This is a genomic window from Amphritea atlantica (genome assembly GCF_018860855.1).
GTDB classification, from domain to species: Bacteria; Pseudomonadota; Gammaproteobacteria; order Pseudomonadales; family Balneatricaceae; genus Amphritea; species Amphritea atlantica_A.
Genome location: NZ_JAHKQE010000014.1, coordinates 180,615 through 197,868, shown reverse-complemented (window position 1 = coordinate 197,868; position 17,254 = coordinate 180,615). Strand labels below are relative to the sequence as shown.

Genomic DNA, 17,254 nt, shown 5'->3' with positions numbered 1-17,254 from the left:
AATTCGTAAAGAATTAAACAGAGTAGTACAGATCAAACTCAACAGGGTGAGTTGTCTGGCTTATTTTCTGACACTCTTCAGTTTTCAGAGTGATATAAGCATCGATCATGTCGTCAGTAAATACACCACCGGCAGTCAAGAACTCACGATCGTTATCCAAAGCAGCCAGCGCTTCTTCAAAAGAAGCGGCAACGGTTGGAATAGCCAGTGCTTCTTCAGCAGGCAGGTCGTATAGATCTTTATCCGCTGGATCACCAGGGTGGATCTTGTTTTTAATACCGTCAAGACCGGCCATCATCAATGCTGCGAAGCACAGGTAAGGGTTCGCAGATGGATCTGGGAAACGAGTCTCGATGCGGTAAGCTTTAGGGTTAGTCACATATGGAATACGGATAGAAGCTGAGCGGTTACGGGCAGAATATGCCAGCATAACAGGTGCTTCAAAACCAGGTACCAGACGTTTGTAAGCATTGGTAGATGCGTTAGTCAGAGCATTCAGCGCTTTCGCGTGCTTAATGATACCACCGATGTAGAACAGAGCCGTTTCACTCAGACCCGCATAAGCATCACCGTGGAAGATGTTAACGCCATCTTTAGACAGTGATTGGTGAACGTGCATACCAGAACCGTTATCGCCAACCAAAGGCTTAGGCATAAAGGTAGCGGTCTTGCCGTAAGCGTGAGCAACGTTATGGACGCAGTACTTCAGAATCTGTACTTCATCGGCTTTAGCCGTCAGAGTGTTTGGACCTACACCGATCTCACACTGGCCAGCAGTCGCTACTTCGTGGTGATGTACTTCGATTGTCAGGCCCATCGCAGACATTGCATCGCACATAGCGGCACGCAGGTCATGCAATGAATCAACTGGTGGTACTGGGAAGTAACCCCCTTTAACCCGTGGACGGTGACCGGTGTTACCACCTTCAAAGTTGCTGTTAGTCGACCAAGAGGCTTCTTCAGAACCGATAGAGTAGCCGCAACCACTGATATCAGCGTGCCATTTAACTTCATCAAACACAAAGAATTCTGGTTCAGGACCAAAGATAGCCGTATCCGCGATACCGGTTGATTTTAGGTAAGCTTCAGCGCGCTTAGCAACAGAACGTGGGTCACGCTCATAACCTTGACCGGTGGTCGGCTCAACGATGTCACAACGCACGATAATAGTCGTGTCTTCAGCAAACGGATCCATCACAGAAGCAGAATCGTCTGGCTGCAGAATCATGTCAGACTCATTAATTCCTTTCCAGCCGCCGATGGAAGAACCATCGAACATTTTGCCTTCTTCGAAGAAGTCTTCGTTAATTTCGGTGACTGGGATTGTAACGTGCTGCTCCTTACCGTGAGTATCGGTAAAACGCATATCAACCCACTTAACATCATGCTCTTTGATCAGATTCAGAGTCTCTGACATGTGACTTTCTCCACTAGATTATATTGCCAGACCCCTAACCGATTGCTTAAGACTCATTCATAGTCCAACCAGTCAGGATTGTTTCGCTTTAAAAAAGCAAGAGGTATGCCAGTAGACATAAGCACCGAAAACACGCGACATTCAATGGCCTTGATCGAATTTGAAACAATGACAGCCCTTAATGGTGAACCATAATAGAGCATTCAAACAAATAACGAACCAAAATAGCGCAGACGACGTTTTCCCGATTTACCCTTAACCTCGCTGCCTCAAAAAGGTGCCTTCATAATACGCTAACCCATAGGACTTATCCTCTAAAAGAGATCGGCAAACCAGAAAAAAAACTATTTTTACGATTCATCTCATAAGAAAGACGCAGCCGACTGATAACTCATGTATAATGCGCGCTTCTAAAATTTGTCTGCACAGGTTCCCAGACGTGATCGAAAAATTAAGAAACATCGCAATTATTGCCCACGTTGACCATGGTAAAACCACTCTGGTTGATAAACTGCTTTCTCAGTCCGGTACGCTGGGACGTCGCGACGAAGGCACTGAACGGATCATGGACTCCAATGATCAGGAGAAAGAACGCGGTATCACCATTCTGGCAAAGAACACTGCCATTGAGTGGAATGATTACCATATCAACATCGTGGACACCCCCGGACACGCCGACTTTGGTGGCGAAGTAGAACGGGTTCTGTCAATGGTAGATTGCGTATGTCTTCTGGTTGATGCTGTTGATGGCCCGATGCCGCAAACACGCTTTGTGACACAAAAAGCGTTCGAGCAAGGCCTGCGTCCTATCGTTGTTGTTAACAAGGTTGACCGTCCGGGTTCACGTCCTGACTACGTTATCGATCAGGTTTTTGACCTGTTTGACAGCCTCGGTGCAACCGACGAACAGCTAGACTTCCCAATCATCTACGCCTCTGCACTTAACGGTGTTGCCGGTAAAGAGCCAGATGCATTGGCCGATGATATGACGCCACTGTTTGAAGCGATCATTGAGCACGTTAATCCACCACAGGTTGATACCGACGGTCCATTCCAAATGCAGATCTCTGCATTGGACTACAACAGCTATGTTGGCGTTATCGGTGTAGGTCGTGTAAGCCGTGGTTCAGTTAAGCTGAACCAAATGGTAAAAATCATCGATCGTGACGGCAATGTCCGTAACGGTAAAGTACAGAAGATCATGGGTTACCTTGGTCTGGACCGTGTTGATGTCGAAACAGCTCAAGCGGGCGACATTATCTGTATCACCGGTATTGATGCACTGAACATCTCCGACACTCTGTGTGATCCGTCTACCGTTGAAGCGCTGCCGCCTCTATCTGTAGATGAGCCAACGGTATCCATGACATTCCAGGTCAACGATTCTCCGTTTGCCGGTAAAGATGGTAAATACGTCACCAGCCGTAACATCAAAGACCGCCTGGATCGCGAGCTGATTCACAACGTAGCACTGCGCGTTGAACAGGGTGACTCGCCTGAGAAGTTCAAAGTATCCGGTCGTGGTGAATTACACCTGTCCGTACTGATCGAATCTATGCGTCGTGAAGGCTTCGAGCTGGGTGTGTCCCGTCCTGAAGTAATTCAGAAAGAAGTTGACGGCAAAACCCACGAGCCTTTCGAAACGGTGATGATTGATGTTGAAGAACAGCATCAAGGTAACATCATTGAAGAACTGGGCAAGCGCCGTGGCGATATGAACAACATGGAAGTAGACGGTAAAGGCCGTGTACGCCTAACGTTCCTTATCCCATCTCGCGGACTGATCGGTTTCCGTTCACAGTTCCTGACCATGACATCCGGTACCGGTATCATGACCTCTGTCTTTGACCACTACGGTGAAGTTAAAGAGGGTGAAGTGATCAGCCGTAACAACGGTGTACTGGTATCAATGGTAACCGGTAAAGCACTGGGTTACTCACTCTGGAACCTGCAAGAACGTGGCCGTCTGTGTGTTGAACCGAATATCGAAGTCTACGAAGGTATGATTCTAGGTATTCACAGTCGCAGCAACGACCTTGCCGTTAACCCAATCAAGGGTAAGCAGCTGACCAACGTACGTGCTTCCGGTACTGACGAAAACATTCAGTTGACTCCGCCGGTTCGCTTTACGCTGGAACAAGCACTGGACTTCATCGAAGATGATGAGCTAGTCGAAGTTACTCCCGTTTCTATCCGCATCCGTAAGAAGCTGCTGACTGAAAACGAGCGGAAACGCTACTCACGTTCAGGTAAATAAACAGCTCTCGTTTAATTATTTCTGCACGTAAATAGCTCGGACAGTGACCACTGTTCCGAGCTATACTCTCGGTGTCTGTCAGCTCACAAGGACACACCCGATATGAACATTCTCTTTCCCGATATCAAGCCTTATAAACAGCACCAACTGGCTGTTGATGATCTGCACACACTCTATATAGAAGAGAGTGGCAACGCCCAAGGCATCCCCGTTCTATTTATTCATGGCGGCCCAGGTGGCGGCACTAGCGGCACTCACCGCAAATTCTTCGATCCCGAAAAGTATCGCATTATTCTGTTTGACCAGCGCGGCTGTGGACAATCAACGCCCCACGCGGAACTCACTGGTAACACAACACAAAACCTGATCAGTGATATTGAGCAGATTCGCCAACACCTTAATATCGATCAGTGGCTGCTATTTGGCGGCTCTTGGGGTTCAACTCTGAGCTTACTCTACGCCGAGAGTTATCCGGAACGCGTCTCAGGCATGATCCTCAGGGGCATCTTTCTGTGCCGTGAACGAGATATTCGTTGGTTCTATCAGGAAGGTGCTAGCGCTATTTTCCCCGATTACTGGCAAGAGTATCAAAAAGTTATCCCACCACAGGAACGTGGTGAAATGCTGCAAGCTTACTATAAGCGGCTAACCTCCGATAACGATATTGCCCGTATGTCTGCCGCTAAAGCTTGGGCTATTTGGGAAGGCCGCTGCTCGACACTGAATCCAAACAATGATGTTGTCGATCATTTTGGTGCTCCCCATATTGCTCTAGCGATGGCTCGGATAGAAGCCCATTACTTTATCAACAATGCCTTTATCGACACCAATCAGATCATTCGCGATGCCCATAAGATTCAGCATATCCCCACCGTCATCGTACATGGCCGTTATGATATGGTGTGCCCAATCGAACAGGCCTTCGCCTTGCAACAGGCCTTGCCACAAGCAGAACTACATATCGTCAGAGATGCTGGACACAGCGCGTTTGAACCCGGTAATACCGATAACCTAATCAAAGCGACCAAACAGTTCTCGCTATCTAAAGCCTGACAGGTAAACACAATAATAAGGAATACAGTTGAAAGCACTTATTCAGCGGGTCAAAGCCGCATCAGTTGATATTGCCGACGAACGTCACGCCCAGATAGGCCCTGGCATCTTGGTATTACTCGGGGTTGAAAAAACCGATAACGAAGCCTGCGCCGACAAGCTGCTGCAGAAGATACTGCATTATCGCATCTTCAGTGATACTGAGGGTAAGATGAATCTTAACCTGCAACAACATAATGGCGGGCTGCTGATTGTCTCCCAGTTCACCCTCGTCGCCGACACTGCCAAAGGATTACGGCCCGGTTTTTCCAAAGGTGCCAGCCCACAGCAAGGCGAAGCCCTCTATGATTACTTTGTCCAGCAAGCCGAAGTCCTTCATCCTGACGTTGCCTGCGGACAGTTTGGCGCCAACATGCAAGTTAATCTCGTTAATGATGGCCCTGTAACCTTTCTACTGGAAGTATAATCCGATGGACACCGCCTTCGCCCTGGCCGAACGTATCTTCCTAACGGTATTCCCTCTCTTCGCCATCGTACTGGGCGGCTATCTTTATGGCCGTTATAAAAAACCAGATATGACCCTGGCAAACCAACTCAATATGGATATTTTTGTCCCAGCACTGATATTTTTTGTGTTGTCAGACAAATCATTCGATCTGGTTAAATATCAAGGGCTAGCTGTTGGTGCGGCACTCGTCATTCTCGGATCTGGCTTGTTGCTCTGGCCATTATGCAAAGTACTTAAGGTGCAGGCCAAAACCTTCCTCCCTCCGATGATGTTTAGCAACAGCGGCAACCTAGGACTACCGCTAATCATTCTAGCGTTTGGCGAACAAGCGTTACCCGCGGCGATTATGCTGTTTATCGTTGAAATGACCCTACATTTCACTGTGGGCATCTACATGATGGATCATCGTACCCACCCTTGGCGACTGCTGCGGATGCCGATTATCATTGCTACCATCGCAGGCCTAACATGGAGTAGCTTAAGCCTACCAATGCCAGCATCAATAGCCACGAGTCTGGATATGCTCGGGCAGATATCGATTCCACTGTTGCTATTCACGCTAGGGGTTCGACTGATTACCGTCGACTTTAGTGCTTGGCGGATCGGCGTGATCGGTGCGGTGCTCAGCCCACTCGCAGGCATCCTGATCGCCTACGCGGTACAACAACTGCTACACCTCGATGCTGAGCAGTTTGTCTACCTAATCATATTTGGCGCCCTACCGCCGGCGGTACTCAACTACATTGTCGCCGAACAGTACAACCAAGAACCAAAACAGGTCGCTTCGATTGTATTACTAGGTAACATGGGGGCACTACTGTTCATCCCAGTAACCTTGGTGTTTGTGCTATAAAAAAAGGCTGCCCGATGACAGCCTTTAACATACAACGTATACAAACCAAGCTTTGGGTTTCGATACTGAGTTTCCAGCACTTCAGTATCGAACCTAAAGCACTCACTATGCACACTTAAATCTTACTGCGGATCCTCAACAGCAATACTCTGTAGGTTTTTCGCCACGGTAGCATCGCCAATACCTCTCACGTTTGCCAGTTCATCAATCGTTTTGAACGGCCCATTGGTTTCTCGGTATTCAATAATCGCCTTCGCCTTTGCAGGCCCGACCCCTTGCAATACTTCGGCAAGTGTATCAGCAGACGCTGTGTTGATATTCACCATCGGTTCGGCAAACGCTCCCAAAGGTAAACTCAGACACAACAGCAGTAACAACGACTTTAAGCATGAAGTCCATTTCATAGTTATTTCCTTCTGTTTATTAAACTAAAAAACCAGCATAAGCCGGTTTTTATAGTAATAGCACAAAATAAAAAGGTGACAACTATCGTGCTGCAAGAATTTCCTGTTGAATGCGCGCCAACGCCGTAACAGGCTCATCTGCCTGCGTGATTGGACGCCCTATCACTAGATGTGTACTGCCCGCGCTAATCGCCTCTCCCGGCGTCATAATTCGCTTCTGATCACCCGTAGCGGCATCAGCAGGACGAATTCCCGGCGTTACCAACTGGAAATCAGGGGTTACAATCTGACGTAACGGTTTCACTTCCTGAGCCGAGCAGACAACACCATCCAAGCCACTCTTTTGAGTCAGCAGAGCCAATCGCTTAACCTGCTCTAAAGGCTCAATATCCAAGCCAATATCCGCCAGATCCTGTCGCTCCATACTGGTCAACACGGTCACTGCAATCAGTAAGGTATTCGCACCATTAACCTGATCTAATTCGTTGCGAGCCGCCTCCATCATCCGCCGACCGCCGGAAGCATGGACGTTAACCATCCACACTCCCAACTCCGCCGCGGCGCGTACAGCCTTAGCGGTAGTATTTGGGATATCATGAAATTTTAGATCCAGAAAAACATCAAAACCTTTACCATGAAGTGCTTCAACCACCGCAGGACCCGCTCGGGTAAACAGTTCTTTACCCACTTTCACACGACATTTTTGAGGATCCAACTGATCGGCCATATTCAAGGCTGACAGCTTATCCGGATAATCCAACGCAACGATAACCCGTTTAGCATCATTCATTTACTTACATCTCATACAGATTATGATCCGGACTATTCACCTTCGAGCCCATGGATCGGTTTAGTGGTCCCCCAGTTCTGGCAGGAGGGACATTGCCAATGCAGCGACTTACCCGAAAAACCGCACCGTTGACAGTGGTAGACCGGTTTGCTCAGTTCTAATTGCCCAGTCAAACCACGTAACACCATCAAACTTTCGTTCGTCCCTTTCGCCGCATGGGCGATATACAGATCAATAAGCTGATTAAAGCCTTTCAAAGAAGGACGCTTTTTCAGCTGATCCGTAATAAAGGCGCCTGCGGGATAAGCCCCCTGCCGCTCCACAATGATATCTGCCAGTGCCAACATAATGCTCGTTGAGGGATATTTATTAAGCCACTGCTTCATCAGTCGTTCAAATTCAGATAGCTGATTTAATTCAAGGTAACAATGCTTCAAACGATCGATAGTTTCAGACAGGAAAGCACTATCTTGCTGTGCAATCTGCTTTAAAGCTGCTATCGCTTTTTTCCACTCTGCCTGTTTAATAGCAATATCGGCTAATAACAGGCTGGCGCGGACGGAATTTTTATCAAAGCTGAATGCCTCATTGAGTTTACTCATTGCGTGGCGATAACGCTGCGAAGCCATATAACGTTCCGCTAACTCACAACAGTAATGACTCAATTCAACGTCTAACCCCAGCAACTCCAGCGTACTCAGCTGCTGAGCGACATCAAGCGCCTGCTGCCATTCTTTTTCTTTAGCATAGAGTTTGATCAATAACGCCGCTGCGTTTTGCCGTACATCAGCATCTGGGCGCTGTGATCTAATCTCGATCAATAAGTTTTCGGCACGATCCAGCAAGCCTACCGCATAGTAATCCCGCGCCAAGGCCATCTGGATACGCATAAAATCGTCATGGGAAAGATTAGAACGAGCCAATAAGCTCTGATGAATCTGAATTGCCCGCTCAACATCGCCTTTTTTACGAAATAATTTAGCAAGGGCGATGTGAGCAGGAATCGTGTCAGAATTGATTTCGAGCGCCCGAATAAAGCTATCGATCGCTTCATCGGTTTTTTCACTCAACAGAAAATCTAGACCGCGGAAATACTCTTGCTGCAGAGTATTTTGAGAAGGCTGTTTATTATTCTGGCGGCGCCCCAGCAACCAGCCGATAGCCACGGCCGCAAACAATGGAATAATAAACAGATATTCATCCATTTTAGGTCGCGCGTTTCATCGCCGCTGTGCGCAGCTGATCCAGTTCCTTATCGGCTGAACTGATTTTACGTCTGGCGGACTGAAGCTTAAGCTTCAACACCATGACGAAAATACTGCTAACCACAACCCCAGCGATACCACCAACCACAAAGCTCGCCATCAACCACAGCGATAAACTCGCTTCAGGCAATGTGAAGAAAAACAGATTAATTGAAACCAGCTCTGTATTCAGTGTGGCAAAGGTCCAGCCACAAAATAGAAATACAAGACATAGCGCCAGTACCAGTAACATTTTTAACCAACGCATTTTTTACCCCTACTGTAATTTAATCCCTTAAGATCTTTCATTTTTTAGACTGTCGTTGACCTGCTCGCGCAGCTCTTTTCCTGGCTTAAAGTGCGGTACATACTTAGCATCTAACGATACTGAGTCGCCCGTTTTCGGATTACGCCCCACTCGAGGTTCTCGAAAATGAAGACTAAAACTACCAAAGCCTCTGATCTCGATACGGTCACCTTGAGACAAAGACTCCGTCATATGGTCCAGCATAGTTTTAACGGCCAGCTCTACATCTTTAATAGAAAGCTGTTCATTCTGGTCAATCAAACGCTCGATCAGTTCAGACTTAGTCATGCTCACCCCCTGATATTACCGATCTAACTGTTTGTCAGACCGCCCATCAGACATTATGTTTATCCGTTACTATTTATTCTTGTCCAGTTGAGCTCTGATAAGATCACCAATCGTTGCTGGCCCTTCAGAGTCAAGCTGTTGATGCCTAATTGCATCCAGAGCCTGTTTTTCCTGTTGTTTTTCAAGCTGCTTTACAGATAAAGCAATAGTTCGGGCTCGTCGGTCAATATTCACTATCAGTACGTCTATTATCGTTCCCGCACTGAACCGTTGACTCAAATCATCTACCCGCTCAAAAGAGACTTCCTGCACCTTAACGGTACCCTCTACTCCCTCTGCAAGTTGAACCCGCAACTGCTTCGATTCAACCTGACTAATTTCGCCCTTAACCACCGTACCTTTTGGATTCGCTGCCGTAAATACCGTAAAAGGATCATCTGATAGCTGTTTTATGCCCAGCGATATACGCCCACGCTCTGCATCGACCGACAAGACCACCGCGGAGACCGTATCGCCTTTATGATAGGCCTTTACCGCCTCGTCAGCCGGTTGATCCCAAGATAGATCTGACAGATGAACCAACCCATCAATACCACCATCGAGTCCTACAAATAAACCAAAATCGGTTATCGACTTAATCATTCCAGATACTTGGGTACCTATAGCATGGGTTGCAGCAAAGACCTCCCAAGGGTTCGCTTGGCACTGTTTAATACCTAAAGAGATGCGCCGGCGCTGATCATTAATATCAAGAATCATCACCTCAATCTGCTCGCCCACTTGGACAATTTTAGATGGGTGAATATTTTTACTGGTCCAATCCATCTCGGACACATGCACTAAACCTTCAATCCCCGGCTTAATTTCGGCAAAACAACCATAATCAGCAATATTGGTGACCTTCGCACTCACTCGGCTACCAACGGGGTGAGCGGCTTTAAACTCATCCCAAGGATCGGCGGTCAGCTGCTTCATACCGAGCGAAACACGCCCTTTCTCACGATCGTAACGTAAGACCTTAACATCGATCTCATCACCGATACTCAGCAACTCACTCGGATGTTTAACCCGCTTCCATGCAATATCCGTAATATGGAGCAAACCATCTACACCGCCTAGGTCGATAAAGGCACCGTAATCGGTCAGATTTTTCACCACCCCTTTAACCGCCATACCCTCATTCAGGGTCGCCAACAACTTATCACGTTCTTCATTGTAGGCCGTCTCAAGTACCGCTCGGCGAGACACGACGATATTGTTTTGCTTAGCGTCTAATTTGACCAGCTTGAATTCGAGCTCTTGGTTTTCAAGATGAGAGGTATCACGAAGAGGGCGGATATCGACCAATGAACCCGGCAGGAAAGCACTAATAGTATTTAGATCAACGGTTAACCCACCGCGTACCTTACCGGTAATCCGGCCGGTCACGATGGTATCGTTTTCAAAGGCTTGCTCAAGTACTTGCCAAGCTTCAGCGCGTTTCGCTTTTTCTCGCGACAACAACGTTTCGCCAGAACCATCTTCGAGAGAAACCAGCACCACTTTCACCTGATCACCGGGGCTGACGTTCAATTTGCCATCATCATCCAGAAACTCATTTAGGGGAATATTACCCTCCGATTTGAGCCCTGCATTCACCACGACAAAATCGCCATCAACCGCGACAACCGTCGCGTCAACAACCGAACCAGGTTGCATATCCAGCTCGGTTAAACTCTCCTCAAATAGCTCAGCAAAACTCTCATTCATACCGGCCAAACCTCATCTATTTACCGTTAACGCAGCCCTTTATGTCTTGCCTGATCTAAAACAGCAGCCAAAACCGCTTCAATACTCAACTGAGTTGTATCAAGTGTAATTGCATCTTCTGCGGGCTTAAGAGGCGCTACAGCACGGTTCATATCACGCGCATCTCTTACCTGTATATCTTCTAATATTGTCTGAAGACTAGCACCCAGTCCCTTATTTATCAACTGGTTATATCGACGGTTTGCACGCTCCTCTGCACTGGCCGTCAAATATACTTTTAAGGGCGCTTGTGGAAATACAACGGTCCCCATATCACGTCCATCGGCAATCAAACCCGGCGCAGAGACAAAAGCTCGCTGACGCTCTAACAAGGCTTCCCTGACAGAACCGATCGCCGCAATGACCGAGGCATCAGCACCACACTCTTCGGTGCGAATCGTCTGTGTTACCTCTTCACCTTCCAAAATAATAGTGACTTCATTCTGATTAGCCGACGTTTCAAACTGAACATCCAAATGCGCTGCTAGCACTACCAACGCATCTTCATCATCCAGTGCAACACCGTGATGCCTCGCAGCCAATCCAACCAGACGATACAGAGCACCGCTATCAAGCAAGTTCCAACCCAATTCCCGGGCTAGAAGACTACAGATTGTTCCTTTACCCGACCCACTCGGACCATCAACGGTAATAACTGGGAAATGTCCCATGTTACTTCTCCTCTTTGCGAACCTTGATACCTACCTGCTGAGCCAGCTCAACAAAGTTAGGAAATGATGTGGCAACATTGGCACATTCATGAATCTCAATCACACCCTTAGCTCGCAAGGATGCGATGGCAAAAGACATGGCGATACGATGATCATCATGGCTCTCAATCACACCACCACCCATCTCGCTGCCACGAATAATGGCACCGTCCGGTGTTCCTTCGATATCAGCGCCGAGGGTTTTCAGTCCATCGACCATCGCTTGAATACGATCACTTTCTTTAACTCGCAGCTCTTCAGCACCGGTTAGTACAGTTTCACCTTCGGCACAGACGGCGGCGATAAACAGCGCCGGAAACTCATCAATAGCCAGAGGGACCTGATCTTGTGGTATATGGATACCTTTAAGCGGCGCATAACGGATACGAATATCGGCCACCGGCTCACCACCCACTTCACGCTCGTTTAGTAGCTCCAGATTACTGCCCATCGCCCGAAGAATATTAACCACACCGATGCGCGTTGGGTTAATGCCTACATGCTCAAGGGTGATATCAGAATCCGGACAGATCGCCGCCGCTACCATAAAGAAAGTTGCCGAAGAGATATCCGCGGGTACATCGATTTTAGTCGCTTTAAGCGACCCGCCACCGGCGAGCGATACCTGATTGCCATCCACATCAACCTGATAACCAAAACCACGCAACATACGCTCGGTATGATCTCGAGTCGGCGCCGGCTCAGTGACGGTTGTTACACCCTGAGCATAGAGACCCGCCAACATGACACAGGATTTAACCTGCGCACTGGCCATCGGCATCTCATAACGGATCCCTTTTAGCGCCTGACCGCCTTTGATTTTAACCGGAGGACAACCATTTTCACCGGTTTCAACCTGCGCGCCCATCAACCGGAGTGGTTTCGCTACACGCTCCATCGGGCGCTTACTCAATGACGTATCGCCACTGAGTTCAGAATCAAATGCTTGACCGGCTAGCAAGCCCGACATCAGGCGAATCGTGGTACCCGAATTCCCTACATAGATAGGTCCTGGCGGTTGGCGTAGACCATTGATGCCCACACCATAAATTTTAACGGCGCCCTGATGCGGCCCCTCAATCACCACCCCCATATCGCGGAACGCCTGTAAGGTCGCGAGACTGTCTTCGCCTTCCAAAAAGCCGGTTACCTCGGTGGTGCCATCGGCTAAGGAACCCAACATAATTGAGCGGTGGGAGATCGACTTATCACCCGGCACGCGGATAGTGCCCTGCACCTGTCCACCGGGTTGAGCGTAAAATGTTGCGTCTTTTATTTTCATATTTTGAGTGTAGGCCGAACCTGATAAAATTTTTGAAAAATGTTCTCGTGCGGCTTTCGCGCGGGTAAAAATACCCAGCATCGCCTGGCTTTCTTCTGTTTCAATCGCGTCTCTCAGCCGCTGTACGCCGGCTGAAAATTCATCAATCTTTTGTAAAATGGCAGTCTTATTAGCTATACCAATGTCATGCCACATGATTGGGTCACTAGCAGCAACCCGGGTAAAGTCACGAAAACCACCGGCGGCATAGCGAAAGATTTCGGTGCAATCCTGCTCGCGGGCCAGAGTATCCACCAACGAGAAGGCCAGCAGGTGTGGCAAGTGACTGGTCGCGGCTAGCACTTCATCATGCCGCGCCACATCCATCTGCAGCACTTCGGCCCCCACAGCCTGCCACATTCGGGCAATCAGTGTCACCGCTTCGCGATCACTCTGCGGCAACGGTGTCAGAATAACCTTATGATGTTCAAATAATGTTGCATCCGCTGCCGCTATACCGCTTTTTTCCGAGCCCGCGATCGGATGCCCTGGGATAAACCGCGCAGGCAGTTCACCAAACAACCTTTCAGCGGCTTTTACCACATTACCTTTAACGCTGCCGACATCCGTCAGAATGGTCTCAGGCCGTAAAACAGGTTTTAGCTCAGCCAACACCGATTCAATCGCCTTAACCGGCACCGCCAACACAATCACATCCGCACGGGCTGCTTCAGCCAGCAGATCCTCTGCCGCTTCATCAATCACACCGAGCCGCAAACCGGTCGCTAACTCATCGCTATCACGGTCATAGCCTATCACTGTTCGGCAAATACCATGGCTACGCAGCGCACTCGCCAGCGACCCACCAATTAACCCTAAACCAATGACTAAAACTCTTTCAGTCAAACATCTCACGATCTATTTATCCTTTTCGCTATTTTGCAGCACCTGCTTAAATGCAGCTAAAAAGCGACGATTCTCTTCGGGCAACCCAATGGTCACTCGCAGGTGATTAGGCATCCCATAGTTAGCAACGGGTCTGACAATTACCCCTTCCTGTAATAGCGCAGCATACACCGGCGCGGCATCACGACCGCAGTCAACGGTGATGAAGTTCCCCACTGAGGCTATCCAATTAACACCTAGCTGAGTAAAACCCTGCTCTAACTGGGCCATGCCCGTATGGTTTAGTTCGACACTGCGCTGCAGGTAGTCGGTATCTTGCAATACCGCAGCGGCCGCTTCTAACCCCGGAATATTGACATTAAAGGGCTGCCGAACCCGATTCAATAGATCGGTAATTGCCGGATTCGCAACACTATAGCCAACGCGCAATGCCGCCAAACCAAAGGCTTTTGAGAAGGTTCGCGTGATAACTAAATTCGCAAAGTCATTTTGCAGTGTTAACCCCGATAGATAACTCGGTTCGGTCACATATTCGGCATAAGCCTCATCCAATACCACCACCACATGCTCAGGCACCTTAGCCATAAAGGCACGTAACGCGGCACCGGAAAACCATGTGCCGGTCGGGTTGTTCGGATTCGCGAGGAAAATAACTCGGGTTTTATCGGTTACCGCCGCAGCCATCGCATCCAAATCGTGGCCCCACTCCTTAGCAGCAGTCACGACCGCCTTAGCACCCGTCGCCTGTGCCACCAGCATATAAACAACAAATGAATGTTCAGAGTAGATAATCTCATCACCGGGCAACACAAAGGCACGCCCAATCATCTCGAGTACATCATTCGAGCCATTACCTAGGGTTAGGTGATCGGTTCGATAGCCATAGTGTGCAGATAATGCCTCTTTCAACTTAAAACCACTTGCATCAGGATAGCGACAGCTGTCGGACAGCGCAGCTTGCACCGCCGCTATAGCGACTTGGCTTGGCCCCTGCGGGTTCTCATTACTGGCCAGTTTAATACTATTACTGATACCCAGCTCTCGCTCTAACTCTTCCACCGGCTTACCGGGCTGATAAGGATGAAGTCCCTGAACCCCAGGTGTTGCCAGCTGATAGAAATCACATGCCATTAAATTTGCTCCAGATCAGAGTACCGCAACTGGGTATGAACCCAATAACTTAAGCTCAACAGTCTCAGACTGCAGTTCCTGCAGCACCTTCTGAATATGCTTATTAGCCGCGTGCCCCTCAAAATCAATATAAAAAGCTGAGTGTGAGTTCTCCGAGCTCGCCGGCCGAGTTTCAATGCCTGTCAGGCTGATCTTATGTTTGTGAAAATGTTCTAGTAGTTCATACAGCGCACCCGACTTATCACGAACAGTAACCAGAATAGAGGTTTTATCCTTGCCACTTTCGCCGACTTCTTGATCACCAACAATCAGATAACGGGTACTATTATCTGACTGATCATCGATATTTCGTGCCACGACATTAAGCTGATACAGATCGGCCACCAGATCACTGGCGATCGCCACAGCGCCTGCACCATGCTTAATGGCCATGCGGGCCGCTTCGGCATTACTATTAACAAGAATACGTTCGGCTGATAAAAAATGACTGTCTAGCCAGCTACGACACTGTGACAGTGTTTGCTGAGGCAGATAGATACGGGTGATATGATCAAGCCCAACATCATCAGCACGTAACACATGGTGATGAATGCGCAGTTCAACCTCACCACAGATCGTCAAATTAAAGCGCTTAAACAGATCCAGTGTGTGACTCACCATGCCTTCCGATGAGTTCTCGATTGGCACTACGCCATAATGAGCGCCACCGGACTCCACTTCACGGAAGACTTCATCACCGCTATTAAATGGAATGCAGTGGGCTGAGTGACCAAAATGCTTGCTCGCGGCCTGCTGAGTAAAGTTACCTTCAGGCCCCAGAAACGCCACATGCATCGGCTTTTCCAGTGCCAGACAGACCGACATAATTTCACGAAACAGCCGCGCTACCTCATGATCAGCAAGCGGCCCTTCGTTACGCTCCATCACCCGGCGTAACACCTGAGCTTCACGTTCGGGACGGTAAAACACCGCATCCTTCGGGCCCTGGTATTTCTCTTTAACCTCAGCCACCTGCTGAGCACAGCGCGCACGATCGTTCAGCAGCGTATGAATCTGCCGATCGATTAAATCGATCTGATCGCGCAAAAGCTTAAGTTCTTTTTCCTGATCACTCATTATTACCGCCCTCTACCACCTGACTTAACCGTGACGCTGTGCAAAGTCCTGCATAAAGTCGATCAACGCATCCACACCCGCTTCAGATACTGCATTATAAATACTGGCACGCATACCGCCGACAGAACGATGCCCAGGCAGGTTTAATAAGCCCCGATTATTAGCTTCTTCAAGAAACAGCTTATCAAGATCAGCATTAGCCAGAATAAAGGGCACATTCATCCACGAACGAGCATTGATAGCAACGGGGTTTGAGTAGAACGGATTACCATCGATGGCGGCATAGAGCTTCTCGGCCTTACGCTGGTTAATCGCGGCAATCGCCTCAACACCACCCTGCGCTTTCAACCATTTGAACACCAGCCCAGCCAGATACCAACCGAAGGTAGGAGGCGTATTCAGCATGGAATCAGCATCTGCGGTGACTTTATAGCCATAGAGGGCTGGCGTTGTCGGTAAGACATCACCCAGTAGGTCATCACGAATAATGATCACCGTCAGACCAGCTGGGCCAATATTTTTCTGCGCACCCGCGTAGATCATACCAAAACGGCTAACATCGACCGGACGGGAAAGGATATTGGATGACATATCCGCCACCAACGGCACATCGCCGGTGTCAGGGATATAATCAAACTCAACCCCGCGAATGGTTTCATTCGGCGTGTAGTGCACATAAGCAGCCTCGGGGTTGAGCTTTAGCTCATCCTGAGACGGTGCTCGGGTAAAGTTATTGTCTGCCATATTAGCAACAACGTTTACATCACAGTAACGTGCAGCTTCCTTGATCGCTTTTTTTGACCAGTCACCGGTATTGATATAATCCGCGGTGGTTTTGCCCCGCAATAGATTCATTGGGATCATGCTGAATTGGCTACTAGCACCACCCTGCATAAAGAGAACCTTATAGTTATCGGGAATCTGCATCAAATCACGCAGATCTTGTTCGGCTTCAGCCGCCACACCCACAAACTCGGGGCTACGGTGACTCATTTCCATAATGGAAAGGCCAAGACCATGCCAATTCAATAGCTCTTGCTGAGCCAGCTTTAGGACATCTTCAGGCAGTGCAGAAGGACCCGCACTGAAATTATAATTACGTGTCATTTTGATAGATCTGCTACAAAGTTCGTAAAAGTGGTTCTGTATAAACTTGTGTAAAACCGATTATCCAAAACCGATTGTGTAAAAACCGGTTATACCATCAACCGGCAAAGCCAA

At 48.5% G+C, this 17,254-nt stretch carries 16 protein-coding genes; 4 read left to right on the top strand and 12 right to left on the bottom strand.

Annotated elements, in window-relative coordinates; genetic code table 11:
* Nucleotides 1-13: 13 nt before the first annotated feature.
* Nucleotides 14-1,417 carry a glutamate--ammonia ligase gene (glnA, locus tag KO512_RS06690; protein WP_215951555.1) on the bottom strand — a complete coding sequence of 468 codons (1,404 nt, stop codon included), beginning with the start codon at nucleotides 1,415-1,417 and terminating at the stop codon, nucleotides 14-16.
* 439 nt (nucleotides 1,418-1,856) lie between these two features.
* Here glnA and typA point away from each other — a divergent pair, with 439 nt between their 5' ends.
* The 4 genes from typA to KO512_RS06670 all read left to right on the top strand — a co-directional run bounded on the left by typA (nucleotide 1,857) and on the right by KO512_RS06670 (nucleotide 6,088).
* Nucleotides 1,857-3,674, top strand: coding sequence for a translational GTPase TypA (typA, locus tag KO512_RS06685; protein WP_215951554.1), 1,818 nt, complete (start codon nucleotides 1,857-1,859; stop codon nucleotides 3,672-3,674).
* 102 nt (nucleotides 3,675-3,776) lie between these two features.
* Nucleotides 3,777-4,727 (top strand): prolyl aminopeptidase, encoded by a 951-nt coding sequence (pip, locus tag KO512_RS06680; protein ID WP_215951553.1) that lies wholly within the window; start codon nucleotides 3,777-3,779, stop codon nucleotides 4,725-4,727.
* A 28-nt stretch (nucleotides 4,728-4,755) separates the two neighbouring features.
* Nucleotides 4,756-5,193, top strand: coding sequence for a D-aminoacyl-tRNA deacylase (dtd, locus tag KO512_RS06675; RefSeq protein WP_215951552.1), 438 nt, complete (start codon nucleotides 4,756-4,758; stop codon nucleotides 5,191-5,193).
* A 4-nt stretch (nucleotides 5,194-5,197) separates the two neighbouring features.
* Nucleotides 5,198-6,088, top strand: coding sequence for an AEC family transporter (locus KO512_RS06670; RefSeq protein WP_215951551.1), 891 nt, complete (start codon nucleotides 5,198-5,200; stop codon nucleotides 6,086-6,088).
* Between the two features lie 122 nt (nucleotides 6,089-6,210).
* On the opposite strand, the gene KO512_RS06665 is transcribed toward KO512_RS06670, so the two are convergent.
* From KO512_RS06665 to serC, 11 genes are all read right to left on the bottom strand, one after another.
* Nucleotides 6,211-6,492 carry a ComEA family DNA-binding protein gene (locus KO512_RS06665; protein ID WP_215951550.1) on the bottom strand — a complete coding sequence of 94 codons (282 nt, stop codon included), beginning with the start codon at nucleotides 6,490-6,492 and terminating at the stop codon, nucleotides 6,211-6,213.
* Nucleotides 6,493-6,574: 82 nt separating this feature from the next.
* Nucleotides 6,575-7,282, bottom strand: coding sequence for an orotidine-5'-phosphate decarboxylase (gene pyrF / locus KO512_RS06660; RefSeq protein ID WP_215951549.1), 708 nt, complete (start codon nucleotides 7,280-7,282; stop codon nucleotides 6,575-6,577).
* Between the two features lie 32 nt (nucleotides 7,283-7,314).
* On the bottom strand, nucleotides 7,315-8,487 hold the full coding sequence (gene lapB / locus KO512_RS06655) for a lipopolysaccharide assembly protein LapB (RefSeq protein WP_215951548.1): 1,173 nt from the start codon (nucleotides 8,485-8,487) through the stop codon (nucleotides 7,315-7,317).
* 1 nt (nucleotide 8,488) lies between these two features.
* The gene (locus KO512_RS06650) at nucleotides 8,489-8,794 is read right to left on the bottom strand and encodes a lipopolysaccharide assembly protein LapA domain-containing protein (protein ID WP_215951547.1); all 306 of its coding nucleotides are present in this window, start codon (nucleotides 8,792-8,794) and stop codon (nucleotides 8,489-8,491) included.
* 27 nt (nucleotides 8,795-8,821) lie between these two features.
* Complete coding sequence (gene ihfB / locus KO512_RS06645; RefSeq protein WP_126159277.1) at nucleotides 8,822-9,121, bottom strand: integration host factor subunit beta; 300 nt, start codon at nucleotides 9,119-9,121, stop codon at nucleotides 8,822-8,824.
* A gap of 69 nt (nucleotides 9,122-9,190) precedes the next feature.
* On the bottom strand, nucleotides 9,191-10,870 hold the full coding sequence (rpsA, locus tag KO512_RS06640; RefSeq protein WP_215951546.1) for a 30S ribosomal protein S1: 1,680 nt from the start codon (nucleotides 10,868-10,870) through the stop codon (nucleotides 9,191-9,193).
* 26 nt (nucleotides 10,871-10,896) lie between these two features.
* Complete coding sequence (cmk, locus tag KO512_RS06635) at nucleotides 10,897-11,580, bottom strand: (d)CMP kinase (protein WP_215951545.1); 684 nt, start codon at nucleotides 11,578-11,580, stop codon at nucleotides 10,897-10,899.
* A gap of 1 nt (nucleotide 11,581) precedes the next feature.
* Complete coding sequence (locus tag KO512_RS06630) at nucleotides 11,582-13,795, bottom strand: bifunctional prephenate dehydrogenase/3-phosphoshikimate 1-carboxyvinyltransferase (RefSeq protein ID WP_215951544.1); 2,214 nt, start codon at nucleotides 13,793-13,795, stop codon at nucleotides 11,582-11,584.
* 3 nt (nucleotides 13,796-13,798) lie between these two features.
* Entirely contained in the window at nucleotides 13,799-14,917 is a 1,119-nt protein-coding gene (hisC, locus tag KO512_RS06625; RefSeq protein WP_215951543.1) for a histidinol-phosphate transaminase, read from the bottom strand.
* Between the two features lie 15 nt (nucleotides 14,918-14,932).
* Nucleotides 14,933-16,033: a prephenate dehydratase gene (gene pheA, locus KO512_RS06620; RefSeq protein WP_215951542.1), complete on the bottom strand. Its 1,101-nt coding sequence runs from the start codon at nucleotides 16,031-16,033 to the stop codon at nucleotides 14,933-14,935.
* Nucleotides 16,034-16,057: 24 nt separating this feature from the next.
* Entirely contained in the window at nucleotides 16,058-17,140 is a 1,083-nt protein-coding gene (gene serC / locus KO512_RS06615) for a 3-phosphoserine/phosphohydroxythreonine transaminase (RefSeq protein WP_215951541.1), read from the bottom strand.
* Nucleotides 17,141-17,254: the final 114 nt, after the last annotated feature.

Bases quoted from the DNA above. Each gene is read 5' to 3' on its own strand.
- glnA (WP_215951555.1), bottom strand. From the start codon at position 1,417: ATGTCAGAGACTCTGAATCTGATCAAAGAGCATGATGTTAAGTGGGTT.
- pip (WP_215951553.1), top strand. From the start codon at position 3,777: ATGAACATTCTCTTTCCCGATATCAAGCCTTATAAACAGCACCAACTG.
- KO512_RS06670 (WP_215951551.1), top strand. From the start codon at position 5,198: ATGGACACCGCCTTCGCCCTGGCCGAACGTATCTTCCTAACGGTATTC.
- KO512_RS06665 (WP_215951550.1), bottom strand. From the start codon at position 6,492: ATGAAATGGACTTCATGCTTAAAGTCGTTGTTACTGCTGTTGTGTCTG.
- pyrF (WP_215951549.1), bottom strand. From the start codon at position 7,282: ATGAATGATGCTAAACGGGTTATCGTTGCGTTGGATTATCCGGATAAG.
- lapB (WP_215951548.1), bottom strand. From the start codon at position 8,487: ATGGATGAATATCTGTTTATTATTCCATTGTTTGCGGCCGTGGCTATC.
- KO512_RS06650 (WP_215951547.1), bottom strand. From the start codon at position 8,794: ATGCGTTGGTTAAAAATGTTACTGGTACTGGCGCTATGTCTTGTATTT.
- ihfB (WP_126159277.1), bottom strand. From the start codon at position 9,121: ATGACTAAGTCTGAACTGATCGAGCGTTTGATTGACCAGAATGAACAG.
- rpsA (WP_215951546.1), bottom strand. From the start codon at position 10,870: ATGAATGAGAGTTTTGCTGAGCTATTTGAGGAGAGTTTAACCGAGCTG.
- cmk (WP_215951545.1), bottom strand. From the start codon at position 11,580: ATGGGACATTTCCCAGTTATTACCGTTGATGGTCCGAGTGGGTCGGGT.
- hisC (WP_215951543.1), bottom strand. From the start codon at position 14,917: ATGGCATGTGATTTCTATCAGCTGGCAACACCTGGGGTTCAGGGACTT.
- pheA (WP_215951542.1), bottom strand. From the start codon at position 16,033: ATGAGTGATCAGGAAAAAGAACTTAAGCTTTTGCGCGATCAGATCGAT.
- serC (WP_215951541.1), bottom strand. From the start codon at position 17,140: ATGACACGTAATTATAATTTCAGTGCGGGTCCTTCTGCACTGCCTGAA.